At 65.3% G+C, this 17,663-nt stretch carries 17 protein-coding genes and 1 pseudogene; 6 read left to right on the forward strand and 12 right to left on the reverse strand.

The features are described 5' to 3' along the window. The 7 genes and pseudogenes from nuoE to MTR62_RS00270 form a co-directional block, all read right to left on the reverse strand. Positions 1–669, reverse strand: a complete 669-nt coding sequence (gene nuoE / locus MTR62_RS00240) for an NADH-quinone oxidoreductase subunit NuoE (protein WP_244016170.1) — start codon at positions 667–669, stop codon at positions 1–3. Further along, positions 662–862, reverse strand: a complete 201-nt coding sequence (locus MTR62_RS00245) for a hypothetical protein (RefSeq protein WP_244016172.1) — start codon at positions 860–862, stop codon at positions 662–664. Before MTR62_RS00245 ends, nuoE begins: the two co-directional genes overlap by 8 nt. Further along, the gene (locus MTR62_RS00250) at positions 859–1,182 is read right to left on the reverse strand and encodes a nuclear transport factor 2 family protein (RefSeq protein WP_244016379.1); all 324 of its coding nucleotides are present in this window, start codon (positions 1,180–1,182) and stop codon (positions 859–861) included. The genes MTR62_RS00245 and MTR62_RS00250 overlap by 4 nt, the downstream gene beginning before the upstream one ends. A 38-nt stretch (positions 1,183–1,220) precedes the next feature. After that, positions 1,221–2,432 (reverse strand): NADH-quinone oxidoreductase subunit D, encoded by a 1,212-nt coding sequence (locus tag MTR62_RS00255; RefSeq protein WP_244016174.1) that lies wholly within the window; start codon positions 2,430–2,432, stop codon positions 1,221–1,223. Between the two features lie 14 nt (positions 2,433–2,446). After that, a pseudogene (locus tag MTR62_RS00260) lies at positions 2,447–3,058 on the reverse strand (NADH-quinone oxidoreductase subunit C); the annotation flags it as partial. A gap of 14 nt (positions 3,059–3,072) precedes the next feature. Further along, positions 3,073–3,636, reverse strand: coding sequence for a NuoB/complex I 20 kDa subunit family protein (locus MTR62_RS00265; RefSeq protein ID WP_244016176.1), 564 nt, complete (start codon positions 3,634–3,636; stop codon positions 3,073–3,075). Beyond that, entirely contained in the window at positions 3,633–4,007 is a 375-nt protein-coding gene (locus MTR62_RS00270) for an NADH-quinone oxidoreductase subunit A (RefSeq protein ID WP_244016178.1), read from the reverse strand. Before MTR62_RS00270 ends, MTR62_RS00265 begins: the two co-directional genes overlap by 4 nt. Before the next feature lie 695 nt (positions 4,008–4,702). Here MTR62_RS00270 and MTR62_RS00275 point away from each other — a divergent pair. After that, a complete protein-coding gene (locus tag MTR62_RS00275; protein WP_244016180.1) occupies positions 4,703–5,896 on the forward strand; it encodes an acetyl-CoA C-acyltransferase in 1,194 nt (397 codons plus the stop codon). Between the two features lie 114 nt (positions 5,897–6,010). Here MTR62_RS00275 and MTR62_RS00280 read toward each other — a convergent pair whose 3' ends face one another. Further along, on the reverse strand, positions 6,011–6,484 hold the full coding sequence (locus MTR62_RS00280) for an SH3 domain-containing protein (protein ID WP_244016182.1): 474 nt from the start codon (positions 6,482–6,484) through the stop codon (positions 6,011–6,013). Between the two features lie 83 nt (positions 6,485–6,567). Between MTR62_RS00280 and MTR62_RS00285 the strand changes: the two genes are divergently transcribed. Next, positions 6,568–7,581, forward strand: a complete 1,014-nt coding sequence (locus tag MTR62_RS00285) for a 2-hydroxyacid dehydrogenase (RefSeq protein WP_244016184.1) — start codon at positions 6,568–6,570, stop codon at positions 7,579–7,581. 220 nt (positions 7,582–7,801) lie between these two features. Continuing rightward, positions 7,802–9,070: an ammonium transporter gene (locus tag MTR62_RS00290; protein WP_244016380.1), complete on the forward strand. Its 1,269-nt coding sequence runs from the start codon at positions 7,802–7,804 to the stop codon at positions 9,068–9,070. Between the two features lie 119 nt (positions 9,071–9,189). Here MTR62_RS00290 and MTR62_RS00295 read toward each other — a convergent pair whose 3' ends face one another. The 4 genes from MTR62_RS00295 to MTR62_RS00310 all read right to left on the reverse strand — a co-directional run bounded on the left by MTR62_RS00295 (position 9,190) and on the right by MTR62_RS00310 (position 13,382). Next, complete coding sequence (locus tag MTR62_RS00295; protein WP_244016186.1) at positions 9,190–10,596, reverse strand: NAD(P)H-dependent flavin oxidoreductase; 1,407 nt, start codon at positions 10,594–10,596, stop codon at positions 9,190–9,192. 110 nt (positions 10,597–10,706) lie between these two features. After that, positions 10,707–11,249 carry a class I SAM-dependent methyltransferase gene (locus MTR62_RS00300; protein ID WP_327194361.1) on the reverse strand — a complete coding sequence of 181 codons (543 nt, stop codon included), beginning with the start codon at positions 11,247–11,249 and terminating at the stop codon, positions 10,707–10,709. Positions 11,250–11,479: 230 nt separating this feature from the next. After that, positions 11,480–12,607 carry a peptide chain release factor 2 gene (prfB, locus tag MTR62_RS00305; protein WP_244016187.1) on the reverse strand — a complete coding sequence of 376 codons (1,128 nt, stop codon included), beginning with the start codon at positions 12,605–12,607 and terminating at the stop codon, positions 11,480–11,482. 232 nt (positions 12,608–12,839) lie between these two features. Further along, the gene (locus tag MTR62_RS00310) at positions 12,840–13,382 is read right to left on the reverse strand and encodes a peroxiredoxin (RefSeq protein ID WP_244016189.1); all 543 of its coding nucleotides are present in this window, start codon (positions 13,380–13,382) and stop codon (positions 12,840–12,842) included. A 381-nt stretch (positions 13,383–13,763) separates the two neighbouring features. On the opposite strand from MTR62_RS00310, the gene MTR62_RS00315 reads away from it, so the two are divergent. The 3 genes from MTR62_RS00315 (at position 13,764) to MTR62_RS00325 (ending at position 17,636) form a co-directional block, all read left to right on the forward strand. Beyond that, the gene (locus MTR62_RS00315) at positions 13,764–14,678 is read left to right on the forward strand and encodes an HpcH/HpaI aldolase/citrate lyase family protein (protein ID WP_244016190.1); all 915 of its coding nucleotides are present in this window, start codon (positions 13,764–13,766) and stop codon (positions 14,676–14,678) included. Positions 14,679–14,827: 149 nt separating this feature from the next. Continuing rightward, on the forward strand, positions 14,828–16,507 hold the full coding sequence (gene ettA, locus MTR62_RS00320; RefSeq protein ID WP_244016191.1) for an energy-dependent translational throttle protein EttA: 1,680 nt from the start codon (positions 14,828–14,830) through the stop codon (positions 16,505–16,507). Between the two features lie 283 nt (positions 16,508–16,790). After that, positions 16,791–17,636: an RcnB family protein gene (locus tag MTR62_RS00325; protein ID WP_244016192.1), complete on the forward strand. Its 846-nt coding sequence runs from the start codon at positions 16,791–16,793 to the stop codon at positions 17,634–17,636. Positions 17,637–17,663: the final 27 nt, after the last annotated feature.

Genomic DNA, 17,663 nt, shown 5'->3' on the forward strand with positions numbered 1-17,663 from the left:
TTACCACTCCCCTCGGTAATCGTGATTTTCGGTCACCATCGCCTTGAGCGAGGTCGGACCGCCCGAAGGCTCGACCGTGTGGCGACCTGGCTCCTGCGTGCCAGCCTTGGGCGTTTCGCCGCGCGCCAGCGCATCGAGCACGACATCGAGACGCTCCGGCGTGAGGTCCTCGTAGTTGTCGTCGTTGATCTGGACCATCGGCGCCGAGGCGCAGTTGCCCATGCACTCGACCTCGGTGAACGACCACAGGCCGTCATCCGAGATGTGCCCGGCCTTCATGCCACGCTTCTTGCAGGCCGCGATAATTCCGTCCGACCCACGCAGCATGCAGGGCGTCGTACCGCAGACCTGCACGTGGAACCGGCCGATCGGCGCGATGTTGTACATCGTGTAGAAGGTCGCAACCTCGACCACGCGGATGATCGGCATGTCGAGGTAGGCGGCCACGTATTCCATCACCGGGATGGGGAGCCAGCCTTGCGTGTTTTCTTCGGCGCCGACCTGGCGCTGGGCCAGATCGAGCAGCGGCATCACCGCCGAGCGCTGGCGCCCTTCGGGATAGCGCGAGAGCACGTCCTTGGCCTTTTCGGCGTTTTCGGGCGTCCAGGCAAAATTACCCCAACGCGCCCGCAGTTCCGGCGAATCCGGTTCGATATAGCGGTCAGCCATGCTTACCCCTGCGCTTCAGCCACTGTTCCTGGCCGAAAAAGAAAATTTCAAAACCACCGATCGCGGTCGCCAGCATCACCACGGTCTGCGACGGGACACCGCCCACCGACAGCACGCCGAAATAGAAGGCCACGAGGCACAGGCCGGTCAGCCCCGCCCACACGCGGATCATCTGCACGGACGAGAGGTTCATCGAATGAACTCCACCCGGCTGCACTTGTCGCCCTCGAAGCTGTAGACCGCGAGAACGTCGAACGGCTCGACCAGATCGGAACCATCGCTGGCGGGCCCGCGCGTCACGTGTTCGCGAAACACCACGTAGTTGTCGGTCACCTCTTCGGAGACGACGTGCGCCGTGTTCTGCGGCCACTTGGCGAACGCAGCCTTGAGCCCCGATCGCGTGCCTTCCTTACCCTCACGCACCACCGCGCCGCGGTAGTTCGCCTCGCAGGCCTCGTCGGTCATGTACGAGACGTAAAGGTCGGCGTCCTGCGCGTTGTAGGCCGCGATCATCGCCTTGGCCGTTTCCAGCCTGGAAAGCGCCACCGCGATCACCGGTCGCACTCCCCGAACACGATGTCGAGCGCGCCCAGAATGGCGGTCGCGTCGGGCAGCATGTGCCCCTTGCACATGAAGTCCATCGCCTGGAGGTGGCTGAACGCGGTCGGGCGGATCTTGCAGCGGTACGGCTTGTTCGAGCCGTCCGAGACGAGATAGACGCCGAACTCACCCTTGGGGCTTTCCGTCGCAACGTAGACTTCACCTTCAGGAACGTGAAAGCCTTCGGTGTAGAGCTTGAAGTGATGGATCAGCGATTCCATCGAGCTCTTCATTTCGCCGCGCTTGGGCGGACCAACCTTGCGATCGGTCGTCATGATCGGGCCTTCGGGCATCTGCGCGAGGCACTGCTTCATGATCTTGGCCGACTGGCGCACTTCCTCCACGCGGACCATGAAGCGACCATAGCAGTCGGATTCAGTGGCGACCGGAACGTCGAACTCCATGCGATCGTAGACGTCGTAGGGCTGGCTCTTACGGATGTCCCAGGGGATGCCCGTGGCGCGGATCATCGGACCCGAGAAGCCCCAGGCCAGCGCGTCCTCGCGGCTGACCTGCGCGATGTCGACGTTGCGTTGCTTGAAGATGCGGTTGTCGACAACGAGGCTCATGGCGTCCTCGAACAGTTCGGGCAGGCGCGTGTCGAGCCATTCGCCGATGTCGGCGAGCAGCTTGAGCGGCACGTCCTGGTGCACGCCGCCGGGACGGAACCAGGCCGAGTGCATGCGCGCGCCCGAAGCACGTTCGAAGAAGTTGAGGCAGTCCTCGCGAATTTCGAACAGCCACAGGTTCGGCGTCATCGCGCCGACGTCCATGATGTGGCTGCCGATGTTCATCATGTGGTTCGAGATGCGGGTCAGTTCCGCGAAGAGCACGCGCAGGTACTGCGCACGCAGCGGCACCTCGACGTTGAGCATCTTCTCGATCGCCAGGACGTAGCTGTATTCCATGCCGAGCGGCGAGCAGTAGTCGAGCCGGTCGAAGTAGGGCAACGCCTGGAGATAGGTCTTGTTCTCGATCAGCTTTTCGGTGCCGCGGTGGAGCAGGCCGACGTGCGGATCGATACGTTCGATGATTTCGCCGTCGAGCTCCATGACCATGCGCAGAACGCCGTGCGCCGCGGGGTGCTGGGGACCGAAGTTGATCGTGTAGTTGGTGATGACTTCATCGCCGGTGGTCGGCGACTGCTCGAGCTGCATGCTCATTTCGCGTCTCCTTCGGCCTTTTCGTCACCGGGCAGGATGTAGTCCGATCCCTCCCACGGGCTCATGTAGTCGAAGGTGCGGAAATCCTGCGCCAGCTTGACCGGCTCGTAGACCACGCGCTTGTCTTCCTGCGAATAGCGCAGTTCGACATAGCCGGTGAGCGGGAAGTCCTTGCGGAAGGGATGCCCTTCGAAGCCGTAGTCGGTGAGGATGCGGCGCAGGTCCTTGTGCCCTGCGAAGATCACGCCGTACATGTCGAACACTTCGCGTTCCAGCCAGCCGGCGTTGTGCCACAGCGTCGTCACGGTCGGCACCGGGGTGTGTTCGGCCGCGGTGCACTTGACCAGCAGACGGTGGTTCTTGGTCACCGAAAGCAGCATGTAGACGACTTCGAAGCGCTCAGGGCGCGAGGGATAGTCGACCCCCGCCATTTCCATGAGCTGCTGGTATTCGTGCTCGTCGCGCAGCAGGCGCAGCGCGTTCTCGATCTCGCCGCGCGCGACGGTCAGGACGACCTCGCCGTGCTGCTCCTTGGCCGAAACGAGCATCGCGCCGAGCGCGGTGCCCAGTGTTTCGATGACACCTTCGTTCGATGCGAACTTGGGAGCGGAATGAAGAATGGCCATGTCCGGTTCCTCCCTCAGCGCTCGACCGTGCCGGAACGGCGGATCTTACGCTGCAGCTGCATGATGCCGTAGAGCAGGGCTTCGGCAGTCGGCGGGCAACCGGGGACGTAGATGTCCACGGGCACGATGCGGTCGCAGCCACGCACGACGCTGTAGCTGTAGTGGTAGTAACCACCGCCGTTCGCGCACGAGCCCATCGAGATGACGTACTTGGGCTCCGACATCTGGTCGTAGACCTTGCGCAGAGCCGGCGCCATCTTGTTGCACAGCGTGCCTGCGACGATCATCACGTCCGACTGGCGCGGCGACGCGCGCGGCGCGGCGCCGAAGCGTTCCATGTCGTAGCGCGGCATGTTGACGTGGATCATCTCGACCGCGCAGCACGCAAGACCGAACGTCATCCACCACAGCGAGCCGGTGCGGGCCCACTGGAACAGATCCTCGGTAGAGGTAACGAGGAAGCCCTTATCGGACACTTCCTGGGTGAGATCGTTGAAAAACGCCTGGTCGGGCGGGGTCACCTGCGTGCCCTGCCCCGCTCCAAGCGGCTGTCCGGATGCGTTCACGAGCGTACTCATTCCCAGTCCAGAGCTCCCTTCTTCCATGCATAGGCAAGGCCAATGGCCAGCTCGCCCAGGAACACCATCATCGTCGTCCAACCGGCCCAACCGGTCATCTTGAGCGAGACGGCCCAGGGGAACAGGAACGCCGCTTCAAGATCGAACACGATGAACAGGATCGCGACGAGATAGAAGCGAACGTCGAACTGGCTGCGCGGATCTTCAAAGGCGGGAAAGCCGCATTCGTATTCGCTGAGCTTGTCGGCGTTCGGCTTGGCCGCACCGGTCAGGCGCGCCACGCTCATCGGCAGGAACACGATCACCGAGGACAGGCCTACGGCGATCACGAGGAAAATGAGTATCGGCAGATATTGCGACAGATCAGTCAATGGTCTCTGGCCTCTTACCGGGTGCGGCGGTGCGCCGTTGCACCGCTATGGTTTTCTGGGCGTTGTGCGGGTCCTTAGGCCAGCCCTTGGCGCATCGCAAGGTGTCCCACAGGATTATTCCGCCTTCGCCCATTGCATTGCAACAAAACAGGGCAAATCCGCAGACGCGTGCGGTGCCGAGCGATATTATCGGCCTGCCAGAGGGAAACAATCTGCAATAATGCGCACCCAAAATTGAGCTTATTGCAACGTTCAAACGGCACGAGTCGCGTTCATTTCGGTGCGATTTGCCTTTTATTTTTGCTAATGCGACTAATTCGCATTTATTTATGGCCAGTGCCGTCGCAATTCCCGAAATCGCGCCCGGTGCCGTCATCCCCGCCGCCAAGGTCGCAACGAAGCCTTATCCCGACGCGGCCATGGCCGCAAAGCACAGCGCCATCCCGACGCGGCCATGGCCGCAAAGCACAGCGCCGGCAAATCGCTCGCATCGGCTGTCAGCAAAGCGTCACCTGGCCAGGGCAGGATAGCCGCGGGCCTGGAACCCGACACCCCATTCAACCCTCTCCAGCCCCGTTCCGCCGCCCGCTCCGGCTTTGGTCCGCAGCGGCGTTGCAAATGGCGCATCGCGCCATTATCCCTTCTTGCGACACCCACGCATGCGGGCTCGATGCGCCCGCAAGGAAAGGCCAAGCATGACCCAGATTTCAGCTTCCGATCCCATCGTCGTTCTCTCTTATGCGCGGACCCCGATGGGCGGATTGCAGGGCGCTCTTGCCGCTGTCGATGCGACCGAACTGGGCGCGACTGCGGTCAAGGCCGCCGTCGAACGCGCCGGCATCGCCGCCGAGGACATCGAGCGCATCTACATGGGCTGCGTGCTGCCCGCAGGCCTTGGCCAGGCACCGGCCCGCCAGGCCGCGCTCAAGGCCGGCCTGCCCCAGTCGGTCCAGGCCACCACGGTCAACAAGGTCTGCGGTTCGGGCATGCAGACGGTCATCATGGGCAGCGAGGCGCTCGCTTCGGGATCGATCGACATGATTGTGGCGGGCGGCATGGAATCGATGACCAACGCGCCCTACCTCTCCAAGAAGCACCGCTCGGGTGCGCGCGCGGGCCACGACACGCTCTACGATCACATGTTCCTCGACGGGCTCGAGGACGCCTACGAAGGCGCCTCGATGGGCTCGTTCGCGCAGGTCACCGCCGACGAGTACCAGCTCACCCGCGAAATGCAGGACGAATTCTCGATTGAGTCACTGCGCCGCGCCAACGCCGCGATCACCTCGGGCGCCTTCGCCGACGAGGTTGTCCCCGTCACGGTCAAGACCCGCAAGGGCGATGTCATCGTCGATACCGACGAACAGCCGCCCAAGGGCAATCCCGACAAGATCAAGACGCTGCGCCCCGCGTTCGCCAAGGATGGCACGATCACTGCAGCATCCTCCAGCTCGATCTCGGACGGCGCCGCCGCGCTGGTGCTGACCCGCAAGAGCGTGGCCGAGACCAAGGGCGCGACCCCGCTCGCCACGATCGTCGGCGTCGAAGCCCACGCGCACGACCCCAAGCTGTTCACCACCGCGCCGGTGGGCGCGATCTCCAAGCTGGTGAAGAAGATCGGCTGGACGCTCGACGAGGTCGACCTGTTCGAGGTCAACGAGGCTTTCGCCTGCGTCGCGATGTTCGCGATCAAGGACCTGGGCATCCCGCACGACAAGGTCAACGTGAACGGCGGGGCGACCGCGCTGGGTCACCCGATCGGCGCCTCGGGCTCGCGCATCCTCGTCACGCTCATCAACGCGCTCAAGGCCAAGGGGCTCAAGAAGGGCGTGGCCTCGCTGTGCATCGGCGGCGGCGAGGCGACGGCGGTCGCGGTCGAAATCGCCTGATCGGCGCGGACACGGGCGTTTGGCCCGCGGTCCTGCAAAAAGCCCCTCGTCCAACCCGGACGAGGGGCTTTTTCGTTACCGAAACGCGCCTTATGCGGCGCCCGGTTCAGGACATCACAGGTTCTGCGCGCCCCACAGCCGGTCCTGTTCGACAAAGCCCTTGTGCCCTGCGACCTCGAAAGCGCACCAGCCCTTGTCGCATTCGCCGAGCAGGCCCACCACACCCGGTTCCACCTTCCACAGCACGGGGGAGCCGCTGGCGCCCGCCTGATGCATCTCGACCAGACCGTCGGCGCGCACCATCGCGCCGCGCTGGCGCGAGAGCAGAACGTCCCGAATCCACCCGCGCGCACCGTCGGGGTCCTCGACCTGACGCCAGGGGCCTTCGCGGCGAAGGACCTTCACCGGCAGGTGGAGCCGCCGATAGACCCAGTCGATCCGGAAGGTGTTGCCCGGCCCTACGCGCATGTTGGCAACGTCGGTATCGATCGACGCCCAGTAAGGAACCTTGTCCTCGTCGGCCGAGAACGCCGGAGATCCGATGAGCGCCAGGCCAAGGGCCGCCGCAAGGAAGTATCTGCACCGCATGGTGCGCGGTTTACCGCTGCAAGGCCCCTCCCATCAAGACGTCTTGACCGCGAGCCTGTGGACGGCGATAGCCCTAAGACGCCATGTCCAACACGAACGCTTCCACTCAGGATCGCCCGGACCGCGTCCGCCCGCGCGTCGTCGTGACCCGGCGCCTGCCCGCTGGCGTCGAAAGCCGCATGAGCGAGCTGTTCGACACCGTGTTCAACCCGAGCGACACTCCGATGAGCCGCGAGGCGCTCCGCGCCGCGCTGGCGGCCTGCGACGTGCTGGTCCCCACGGTGACCGACACGATCGATCGCGACCTGCTTGAAAGCGCGGGACAACGTCTTGGTCTCATCGCCAATTTCGGCGCCGGGACCGAGCATATCGACCTGCGGGCCGCGCGTGAGCGGCATATCCTGGTGACCAACACGCCGGGCGTGTTCACCGACGATACCGCCGACCTCGCCTTCGCGCTGCTGATCCTGGCCATGCGCCGCTTCGTGCCCGGCGCCCGCGCGCTTCTCGATGGCGCCTGGCAAGGCTGGGCGCCGACCGCGATGCTCGGGCAGAGCCTGGCGGGCAAGACGCTGGCGATCGTGGGGATGGGGCGAATCGGGCAGGCCGTCGCACACCGCGCGCGCGCGTTCGGGATGCGCGTCCATTACCACAACCGCCATCGCCTGCCGCAAGCGCTCGAGAACATCCTCTCGGCGCATTACGAGCCCGATCTGGAGCGGCTGTTCGCGACCGCCGACGCGCTTACCTTGCATTGCCCACTGGCCGCCTCCACGCGCCATCTGGTGAACGCTGAACGTCTTGCGCTGATGAAGCCGAGCGCGTGCATCATCAACACCGGACGCGGCGATCTGGTGGACGAGGAGGCGCTGGTCGCCGCGCTCGAGACCGGGCGGATCGCAGGCGCCGGGCTCGACGTCTTCGCGCACGAACCGAACATCGACCCGCGCCTTCTCGCCGCACCCAACCTCGTCGCCCTGCCCCACCTTGGCAGCGCGACTTTCGAGGGGCGCGAGACCGCGGGCGAAAAGATCATCGCGAACATCCGCTTCTGGGCCGATGGCCACCGCCCGCCCGATCAGGTCCTGCCCGAATAGCACTGGCCCGGACGCGCGCCCCGGCATCGCCGAACCCGAGCCTGTGGCCGGTCCGATCCACCTGCGATGGCTTACGAAACCATCCAAACGCTTGTCTTTAAGCATTTTCGTGTTCTAACCCTCGCCTGCGGTTAAGAATTACCCTGGCGGGAGTGGAACGTTCGCGATGTCTAGCTGGTTTGGCCCGGTCCTGCGGCGCCCTCTTCGAACCTCTTTGGCGGTGCTTTTTATGGCGCTGGCGGCGATGGCCAGCCCGGCCTTCGCGCAGGACGGTGCGCTCGACCTGTCCGACGGGGGCGACACCGCCTGGGTGCTCGGCGCGACGTTGCTCGGTTTTCTCGCGACACTGCCCGGCCTCGTGCTGTTCACGCTGCCGCAGGCGCGCGGGCGCAACTACGCGACCTATCTCTATCAGTGCGGCGCGGTGGCGCTGCTGGCGTGCCTGCTGTGGATCGTAACCGGCTATACCCTCGCCTTCGGCACGGTCACGCATGGCTGGCTGGGCAGCGGTAACGCCTGGATGCTGATCGAGCTTGGCAATCTGCGCGCCGGGACCGGACTGCCCGAAAGCGCTTTCGTGCTGTGCGAGATGGCCTGCGCCGCGCTGGCTCCGACGCTTGTCGTGGGCGCGCTCATCGGACGCGCGAACACCGCCTGGCTGCTGGTGTTCACCGGGTTGTGGTCACTCGTGGTCTACGCCCCGATCGCCCACTGGGTCTGGGGCGGAGGCTGGCTGGCCGCATCGGTCAGGGTCGAGGACTGGGGCGGGGGAATCGTGATCGAGACCACCGCCGGGCTCACCGCGCTCACGCTCGCCGCGATCATCGGCCCACGCCGCCAGCCGACGGCGGCCCCGGTGCCGCTCGGCGCGCTGCTCTCGCTGCTTGGCGCCTTCTTCTTCCTGATCGGGCGCACCGCGCAAGGTGGCGCCCTCGCCCTCACCGCCAACGACGATGCGGCCGCGGCGATGATCGCGACCTTCGCGGCGGCGGCGAGCGGTGGCCTTACCTGCGTGCTCCTTGGCCATTGGGGGCCGCGCGGGTCGGGGCTGTTCCAACTGGGGCGCGGCATGATCGCGGGTCTTGCCGCCATCGCGCCCGCAGCGGGCCTGATATCGCCCGGCGCGGCGATCGTGCTGGGCATTCTCGGCGCGCTCGCCGCGCGCGCGGCGGCGGGCATCCGGCGCAGCGGCACGATCGACGATGCGGGCGATGTCTTTGCGCTCTTTGCCACGGGTGGCATCGTCGGCACGCTGGCGCTCGGCCTGTTGCTCTCACCCGCGCTTGGCGGCGTGGGCTACGCCGCGCGCACGACGATGACCGGCCAGGTCCTCGCCCAGGCCATCGGTCTTGCCGTCTGCGGTGTCTGGACGCTGTTCGGCACGGTCGTGCTGGCGACGATGACCTCGCTCGTCCTGCCCATGCGCGTTTCGCTCGAACGCGAGCAGGCCGGGCTCGATGCGCTGTCCGATCCCGGCCCGCAGGGCTGAACCTTTGCTCCCGCGCGCGTTGCGCCGCGGCCATAGAAAAAGGCCCCGCTGGACGATCGCCTCAGGTGGGCGCGTCCGGCCGGGCCTTTTTCGTTTTCGGGGCTCACGCCTTGCGGCGATCAGTCGCCGGTCAGGATGCGATCGACCAGTTCCTTCACCGTCGGCGTGAAGCCGTTCGAGTAGAACGGGTCCCGCTTGAAGTGATAGGCCGCGTGGCCTGCGAACATGAGGTTGTCATCCACCGGGCCGCCGTGCGCGATGTCCTGCAACGTCTTCTGGATGCAGAAGCTGCGCGGATCGGCGAGCCGGCCGGTGGTGTAGTCGTCATGGTCCTTCCACGAGGAGAACCCGCAGTGCGACAGGCAACCCATGCAGTCCGCCTGGTCCTTGCGGATCATGTCGCGCTCGGTCGGCGTGACGAAGACGATCGTGTCGTCGGGCGTGCGCAGGCCATCGGTAAAGCCTTCGTAGGACCAGCCGCGCGCGCGCTCGAGGTCCTTGGGCGTTACCCAGAAGTTCTTGCCCTTGACGCCCACGTCGAGCTTCACGGTATGCTCGCCCGCTTCGACCTTCGAATAGGGAATCTGGCGGTCCGAGCGCGCCTCGAGGCTGCGCAGGAAAGGGTTGCGCACGGCCGAGGAGTAGAACCCCGTCGGCGAGAAACGGTGCAGCAGCACGTCGCCCGGTTCCAGATCGCGCAGCGCGTCCTTCCACGCCTGCGGGATCGGACTTTCCTTGGTGAGCAGCGGACGCGTGCCGTACTGGAAGGCGATCGAACCCAGTTCGGGGTTGTCGATCCAGTCTTCCCAGTCGCGCAGGTACCACACGCCGCCGGCCATCACGATCGGCACCTCGTCCGAGATGCCTTCCTTGCGCATCACGTCGCGCAGCGCCTTGACGCGCGGAAACGGATCTTCGGGCTTGAGCGGGTCTTCCGCGTTCGACAGGCCATTGTGGCCGCCAGCCAGCCAGGGGTCCTCGTAGACCACCGCAGCCATGAGATCCGACACCTTGTGGTAGGCCCGCTTCCACAGCGCGCGGAAGGCGCGGCCCGAACTGACGATCGGCAGGTAGCTGACGTTGAAACGCGCCGCGATCTCGGACAGCTTGTAGGGCATGCCCGCGCCGCAGGTAACGCCCGTCACCATGCCACGCGTCTTGTCCAGCACGCCTTCAAGCACCTGCTGCGCGCCGCCCATTTCCCACAGCACGTTGATGTTGATCGCGCCCTTGCCGCTGGCGATGTCGTAGGCGCGGCGCACCTGCTCGACCGCGCCGTCGATGGCGTAGCGGATCAGTTCCTCGTGGCGCTCCTTGCGCGTGAGCGCGTTGTAGACCTGCGGTACGATCTTGCCTTCAGCATCGTAGCTGTCGGCGTTGACCGCGCTGACCGTGCCGATGCCGCCCGCCGCGGCCCATGCACCCGAACTCATATGATTGGTCGCCGAAACGCCCTTGCCGCCTTCGATAAGCGGCCAGACTTCGCGTCCACCATAGTTAATCGGCTTTAAACCCTTGAAACCCATCGTAACTCTTGTCTTTCCCCCTCGGCGCCAAATTCCCGACTTAAGAACCCGGCCATGGCATTCAACGCCTGTGAATGGAATTTTTCCGCCCGAACCCGCTAGCCCAGTCTTTATGTTTCTTCCGCCCTGCTCGCCATACGGCAGGGTACGATGTCCTGAGGCCGGGCCCTTGCCCCCGTGGCCTCGAACTGAGCGTAGTAACCTTGCAACGCGGGCTTACGAACAAATTGGCTCAAACGGAAGCCTAGCGCTGAAAATTCGCAAAACAGCAACGCGGGCGGGATGCCGTGCGTGTCGCTTGCGCGATCCGCATCGACCACGATAACCTTGCCACCCTCGCGCAGCGCCGGCCGCAATCGCCACAGGAACGCATAAGGCTCATCCACTTCATGGTACACGTGGGCAAGGAAAATGCGATCGAAACTGCCTTGCGGCAAGCGCGGATCGTCGGAAGCCCCCAGCTTGATCGCAGTGTTCTGGAGGTTTTCACGCTCAACCCGAAGGCCCAGCCGCTCGACCACCTCGGGCACGACATCCTCCCCCAGGACACGCCCCCTGGGGCCGACGCGCCGGGCCAGGCGCACCGTATAGTACCCTGCCCCCGCACCGAGGTCCGCCACCGTCATGCCCGAACGCACGTCGGCAAGGTCCATGACCAGCGTGGCTTCCTGCGCCTGGTCGCGCTGGTCCTCGGCCGCGTAGTCAGTCGGCCCGCCGCGCGAGACGGGGCGGTCGGCCCGAGGGAAGGCCCGCGCACTGGCCGGACGATCCCGATTCGCATCGTCGTGCAGCGTGCACCCCCCCGCCGCCAGGAGAAGCGCCGAACCGACCAGCGGTAGCCAGCGCGAACGCCTCCCGCCTGCAGCAGCCCCGTTCAAAACGATCAGTCCACGTCCTCGATTTCGACCTTTTCGCCCGTCACGCGCTGCGAGAGTGCCGCGGCCATGAACGGATCGAGCTCGCCGTCGAGCACGTCGTCGGGCGAGGTCGAGACCACGCCGGTGCGCAAGTCCTTGACCTGCTGGTAGGGCTGAAGAACGTAGGAGCGAATCTGGTGGCCCCAGCCGATGTCGCTCTTGCTCGCGTGCTCGGCGCTGGCGGCTTCCTCGCGCTTGCGCATTTCTTCCTCGAACAGGCGCGACTTGAGCATGCCCATCGCGATTTCACGGTTCTTGTGCTGCGAACGGTCGATCTGACTGGCCACCACGATGCCCGAGGGCTGGTGGGTGATGCGCACGGCCGAGTCCGTCGTGTTGACGTGCTGGCCGCCCGCACCCGAGGCGCGGTAGGTATCGATGCGCAGATCGGCGGGGTTGATCTCGATCTCGAAGCTGTCGTCGATCACCGGGTAGACCCAGACCGAGGAGAAGCTGGTGTGACGCCGCGCCGAGCTGTCGTAGGGGCTGATGCGGACCAGACGGTGGACACCGCTTTCGGTCTTGGCCCAGCCGTAGGCGTTCTCGCCCTTGAGCAGCAGCGTGCAGCTTTTGATGCCCGCCGCTTCGCCCGCGTGGTATTCGACCAGCTCGACCTTGAAGCCCTTGCGCTCACCCCAGCGCATGTACATGCGCTGCAGCATCTCGGCCCAGTCCTGGCTTTCCGTGCCGCCCGCACCAGCGTGGACTTCAAGATAGGTGTCGTTGGCGTCGGCTTCCCCCGAAAGCAGCGCCTGGACCTTGTCGCGATCGGCGCGTTCGGCAAGCGCGGCAAGCGCGGCAAGACCTTCGTTGATGGTCTCCTCGTCGCTTTCCATCTCCCCCAGTTCGACGAATTCGACCGCGTCGTTCATCTCGGCCGTGATCTGGTTGACCGCGCCGATCGACGCCTCGAGCCGCCGACGTTCGCGCATGACCGCTTCGGCTTCCTTGGGCTTGTCCCACAGCGTGGGGTCCTCGACGCGGGCGTTCAGCTCGTCGAATCGGCGCAGGGCACGATCCCAGTCGAGCGACTTGCGCACGAGCGCGAGCGCCTTTTCGATGCGGTCAATATGGGCCTGCCCCTCGGCACGCATGGCGGATTACTCCAAAAAACGGCGACGACCCGCCCTTGCCGGACGGGCCTTGCGATGTCGGGTGCCGGCGCACGCAGCGCCCGCTTCAAACTGCGCCCCATATCCGGTTATGGGAACAGGGTTCAAGCCCTGTCGCACGCCAGCGCGGCTTGACGCGCAACGCACGCGGTCCGGCGCCGGTCACGGCCCGGTTCAGGCACGGGTGGGCGCAGACGCGCTGCGCTCGCAAGGGTTACTTCTTGCGCAGCGCCTTGACCGCTTCGAGCGCAAGCGTGACGTGATCGCGGTAATCGGGATCGGAGTGGACTTCCACGATCTTTCCACTTTGCGCGATGACGTAGCTGACGCGCGCGGTCACCCCATCGGGCACGCCGGGGCGGTTCATCGCCGCATCGTAGCCCTTGACCACGGCCGGCGAGGCGGTGGCCACCGCGAACTTGTCACGGCATTCCTCGGTCGAGAATTTCTGCAGCGTGGGCAGGTCGTCGGCCGACATGCCCACCACCGTCGCGCCCAGCCTGGCGAATTCGGGCGTGGCTTCGGCGAAGGCATGCGCCTCGAGCGTGCAGCCTTGCGTGAAGGCCTTGGGGTAGAAGTAGAGCACGACCGGCCCCTTCTTCAGCGCGGCGGCGAGATCGAAATCCATCACCTTGCCCGCCTTGGCCCCCTTGGTCTTGAACAGCGGCGCCTTCGCGCCGACCGGCAGGGCCGCATGCGCCGCCAGCGGCAGGGAGGTCAGCCCGAGGGCGGCGAGCGTGAGGAATGTCTTGCGCATGGGCCGCAGTGTTACCCGGCACGGCGCGCGTGTCCAGACGGCTTGGAGCGCACACCCGAGAAAAATCTGAAGGGCAAAAGCCGCCGTCAAAAGAAAAACCGCCCCGCCGGCCATCGCATTGCTTGCGATCCGATCGGAGCGGCCGGTACGACCCGAAGAGTTCCCCGTGCCGAGTAGGAGAGAGAGTGTGTGAGAGAGACCACGGCACGGGATACATCGTTTTCTTTTCGGACGCCTCGGAGGCTTGGCGTCGACAAGGACTCCTCTAGCACCCGGTTCAAACGATTGCACTGAGACTTTGGAACAATGCCCCGCCGCCCCGCGCGCTTGACCGAGCCTCCCCCCGGACGCAAGGAAGCGTGCAATCAGGAGATGACCGCCATGCCCGCCCCCCTGCCTATTTCGACGCCCATTTCGACGCCCGCATCCACGCCGATCCGTCCGCGCCGCAGCGCGCTCTATCTGCCCGCCTCGAACCCACGCGCGATCGAAAAAGCGCGCACCCTGCCCTGCGACATCGTCGTGCTCGATCTTGAGGATGCGGTGGCGCCCGAGGCCAAGGACGAGGCCCGTGCGGCCGCCATCGGAGCGATCGCGCAAGGCGGCTTCGGCCCGCGCGAAGTGGCGGTGCGCACCAACGGGATCGACACCGAATGGGGCGCGGCCGACCTCGCGGCCCTTGCGGACTCGAAGGCCGACGCGGTGCTGGTGCCCAAGATAGGCTGCACGCAGGACATCGGCCGCTACGAGGAAGCGCTCGAGCGCGCGCCGGCCAGCCTTCAGCTCTGGGCGATGATCGAGACGTGCGAGGCGGTGTTCAACCTGCCCGCCCTCGCCGCGATGGCGCGCACGACGCGCCTTTCCCTGTGGATCATGGGCACCAACGATCTTGCCAAGGAAATGCGCGCGCAGCTCACCCCGGCGCGCACGCCCTTCCTGCCGTTCCTTGCCCAGGCGGTCGCCGCCGCGCGCCTCCACGGCCTCACCATCCTCGACGGGGTGTGCAACGAGTTTCGCGATCTCGACGCCTTCACCGCCGAAGCGCGCCAGGGGCTTGAATTCGGCTTTGACGGCAAGAGCCTGATCCACCCCGCGCAGATCGAGGCGTGCAACGCGGTGTTCAGCCCCGATGCACAGACCATTGCCTGGGCGCGCAGCGTCATCGCGGCCTTCGCCCTTCCCGAAAACCAGGGCAAGGGGGCGATCCGCGTCGAGGGCAAGATGACCGAGCTGCTCCACCGCGATCAGGCCGAGCAGATCCTCGCCGTCGCGCAGAGCATCGCCGAACTGGCCTGAGGCCGCCCTCCCACCCCGGCCAGGCTCACGTTTGCCCCGCACATGCCGCGCGTTTGCCCCGTGGCAGGTACGGCGCCGCTTGCAGCCGCTCGGCCGGGTCTGTAAGGGCCAAGATCAATTTCCGCATCGAACAAGATTTAGAGGACCGCATGGCCGCCCAATACGCCTTCGTCATGAAGGACATGACCAAGACCTTCCCCGGCGCTCCCAAGCCGGTGCTTTCCAACATCAACCTGCAGTTCTACCAGGGCGCCAAGATCGGCATCGTGGGCCCGAACGGCGCGGGCAAGTCGACGCTCATGAAGATCATGGCGGGCATCGACAAGGACATCACGGGCGAAGCCTGGCCGGGTGAGAACATCACCGTGGGCTATCTCCCGCAGGAACCCCAGCTCGACGAGAGCAAGACGGTGCTCGAAAACGTCAAGGACGGCGCGCGCGAAGTGGCCGACATGGTCGACCGCTTCAACGCGATCTCGGCCGAGATGGGCGATCCGCAGGACGACACCGATTTCGACGCGCTCATGGAGGAAATGGGCACGCTGCAGGACAAGATCGACGCGGTCGATGGCTGGACGCTCGACAACCAGCTCGAAGTGGCGATGGAAGCGCTGCGCTGCCCGCCCAGCGACTGGGAGGTCAAGAGCCTGTCGGGCGGTGAAAAGCGCCGCATCGCGCTGACCCGCCTGCTGATCCAGAAGCCGGACATCCTGCTGCTCGACGAACCGACCAACCACCTCGATGCCGAAAGCGTCGACTGGCTGGAAAACCACCTCAAGGAATACCACGGCGCGGTGCTGATGATCACCCACGACCGCTACTTCCTCGACAACGTGGTGGGCTGGATCCTCGAGATCGACCGCGGCAAGTACTTCCCGTACGAAGGCAACTACTCGACCTACCTCGAGAAGAAGGCCAAGCGTCTCGAACAGGAAGACCGCGAGGCGACCGGCCGCCAGAAGGCGCTCAAGGACGAGCTCGAGTGGATCCGCGCCGGTGTCAAGGGCCGCCAGACCAAGTCCAAGGCGCGTATCCGCAAGTTCGAGGAACTGCAGAACGCCCAGGACCAGCGCACCCCCGGCAAGGCCCAGATCGTCATCCAGGTGCCCGAGCGCCTGGGCGGCAAGGTCATCGAAGCCAAGGGCATTTCGAAGGCGTTCGGCGACAAGCTGCTGTTCGAGGACCTCTCGTTCATCCTTCCGCCGGGCGGCATCGTGGGTGTCATCGGCCCCAACGGTGCGGGTAAGTCGACGCTGTTCAAGCTGCTCACCGGGCAGGAACAGCCCGACACCGGCACCATCGAAATCGGCCAGACGGTCCACTTGGGCTACGTCGATCAGAACCGTAACCACCTCAACGACAAGCACAACGTCTGGGAAGAAATCTCCGACGGGCTCGACTACATGAAGGTCAACGGGCACGACACCTCGACCCGTGCCTACGTCGGTGCGTTCAACTTCAAGGGCCAGGACCAGCAGAAGAACGTCGGCAAGCTCTCGGGCGGTGAACGCAACCGCGTTCACCTCGCCAAGATGCTCAAGCAGGGCGGCAACGTGCTGCTGCTCGACGAACCGACCAACGACCTCGACGTCGAAACGCTCGGCGCGCTCGAAGAGGCGATCGAGAACTTCGCAGGCTGCGCGGTGGTCATCAGCCACGACCGCTTCTTCCTCGACCGTCTCGCCACACATATCCTCGCCTTCGAGGGCAACAGCCACGTCGAATGGTTCGAAGGCAACTTCGAAGCCTACGAAGAAGACAAGCGCCGCCGCCTGGGCGATGCGGCCGACCGTCCGACCGCACTGGCCTACAAGAAGCTCACCCGCTGAGCGCTACGCCAACGGCGTCGAGAAGACGGCCCGCCTTCGCGCGGGCCGTTTTTGCTTGGGTGGATGCCCCGCCGATGGACGCGCCGCGCCATCGCCGCAATCAGGCCGACGGTCGTTCATGTAAAATTTGGTAAAGCTGAACGAAGCGACACCAAGCAATTCATATTCCCGTCAGTTGCCACGGCGTAACGTGATGACACATCATGAAACAACTCCGGGTGAAGACCCGGCCGAAAGGGTCGATGGCGGATCCCGATCGGGACAGGAAAAGGGTTCGGCGACTATGACACGCAAGCTTTTGAGAACCGGCACCTGGGGTGCCATGCTGCTGGCGACCACCGGCATGATCGCGCCCGATATCGCCAGTGCGCAACAGCGATCGCATCAGGAAGGCGGCCAGCGCCAGAGCCGCGCCGAGCGCGTGCACGGTGACAACCAGCCGCGTGAGCAGCGTTCTTCTGCCCGGCCCCAGCAGCGGCCCCAGTCCCAATCGCGCCCCCAACAGCGCACGTTTGCACAATCGGGCGACCAGCGCGGCAACAATGCCGGACGCGACATGCGCGCCCCATCACCGCGCGGCGACGCCCGCCCGGACAGCAGGGGCCCGGACCGCCCTGGCGCGGGTGATCGCACGCAGGGACGCAACGATCGCTCGGGAGACAACCGGCAGGGCAACCGCCGGGACCATCGCGACGATAATCGAAACGACGGGCGGAACGGCGGCCGCAACGATGCGCGCAACAACGGCTGGAACGGCGGACGAAACGGCGGGCGCGATGATCGACGCGACGAACGTCGGTTCGCCCGTTCGGACGGTCGCTGGGATCGCAACGAATGGCGCCGTGACAACCGTTACGACTGGCGCGATTTTCGGGCCCACAACCGTTCGACCTACCGGCTCGGACGCTACTATTCGCCCTACCGCGGCTACGCCTACCGCCGTCTGGATACCGGCTTCTTCCTCAGTTCGCTGTTCTACGGAAGCCGTTACTGGATCAACGACCCCTGGGCCTATCGCCTGCCCGACGTCTATGGCCCCTACCGCTGGGTGCGTTACTACGACGACGTCCTGCTGGTGAATGTCTATACCGGCGAAGTCGTCGACGTGATCTACGACTTCTTCTGGTAAGCATCGCGGCCATGCCGGCCTGTAAAA

The organism is Novosphingobium organovorum (genome assembly GCF_022832435.1).
In the GTDB taxonomy this organism is placed as follows: Bacteria; Pseudomonadota; Alphaproteobacteria; order Sphingomonadales; family Sphingomonadaceae; genus Novosphingobium; species Novosphingobium organovorum.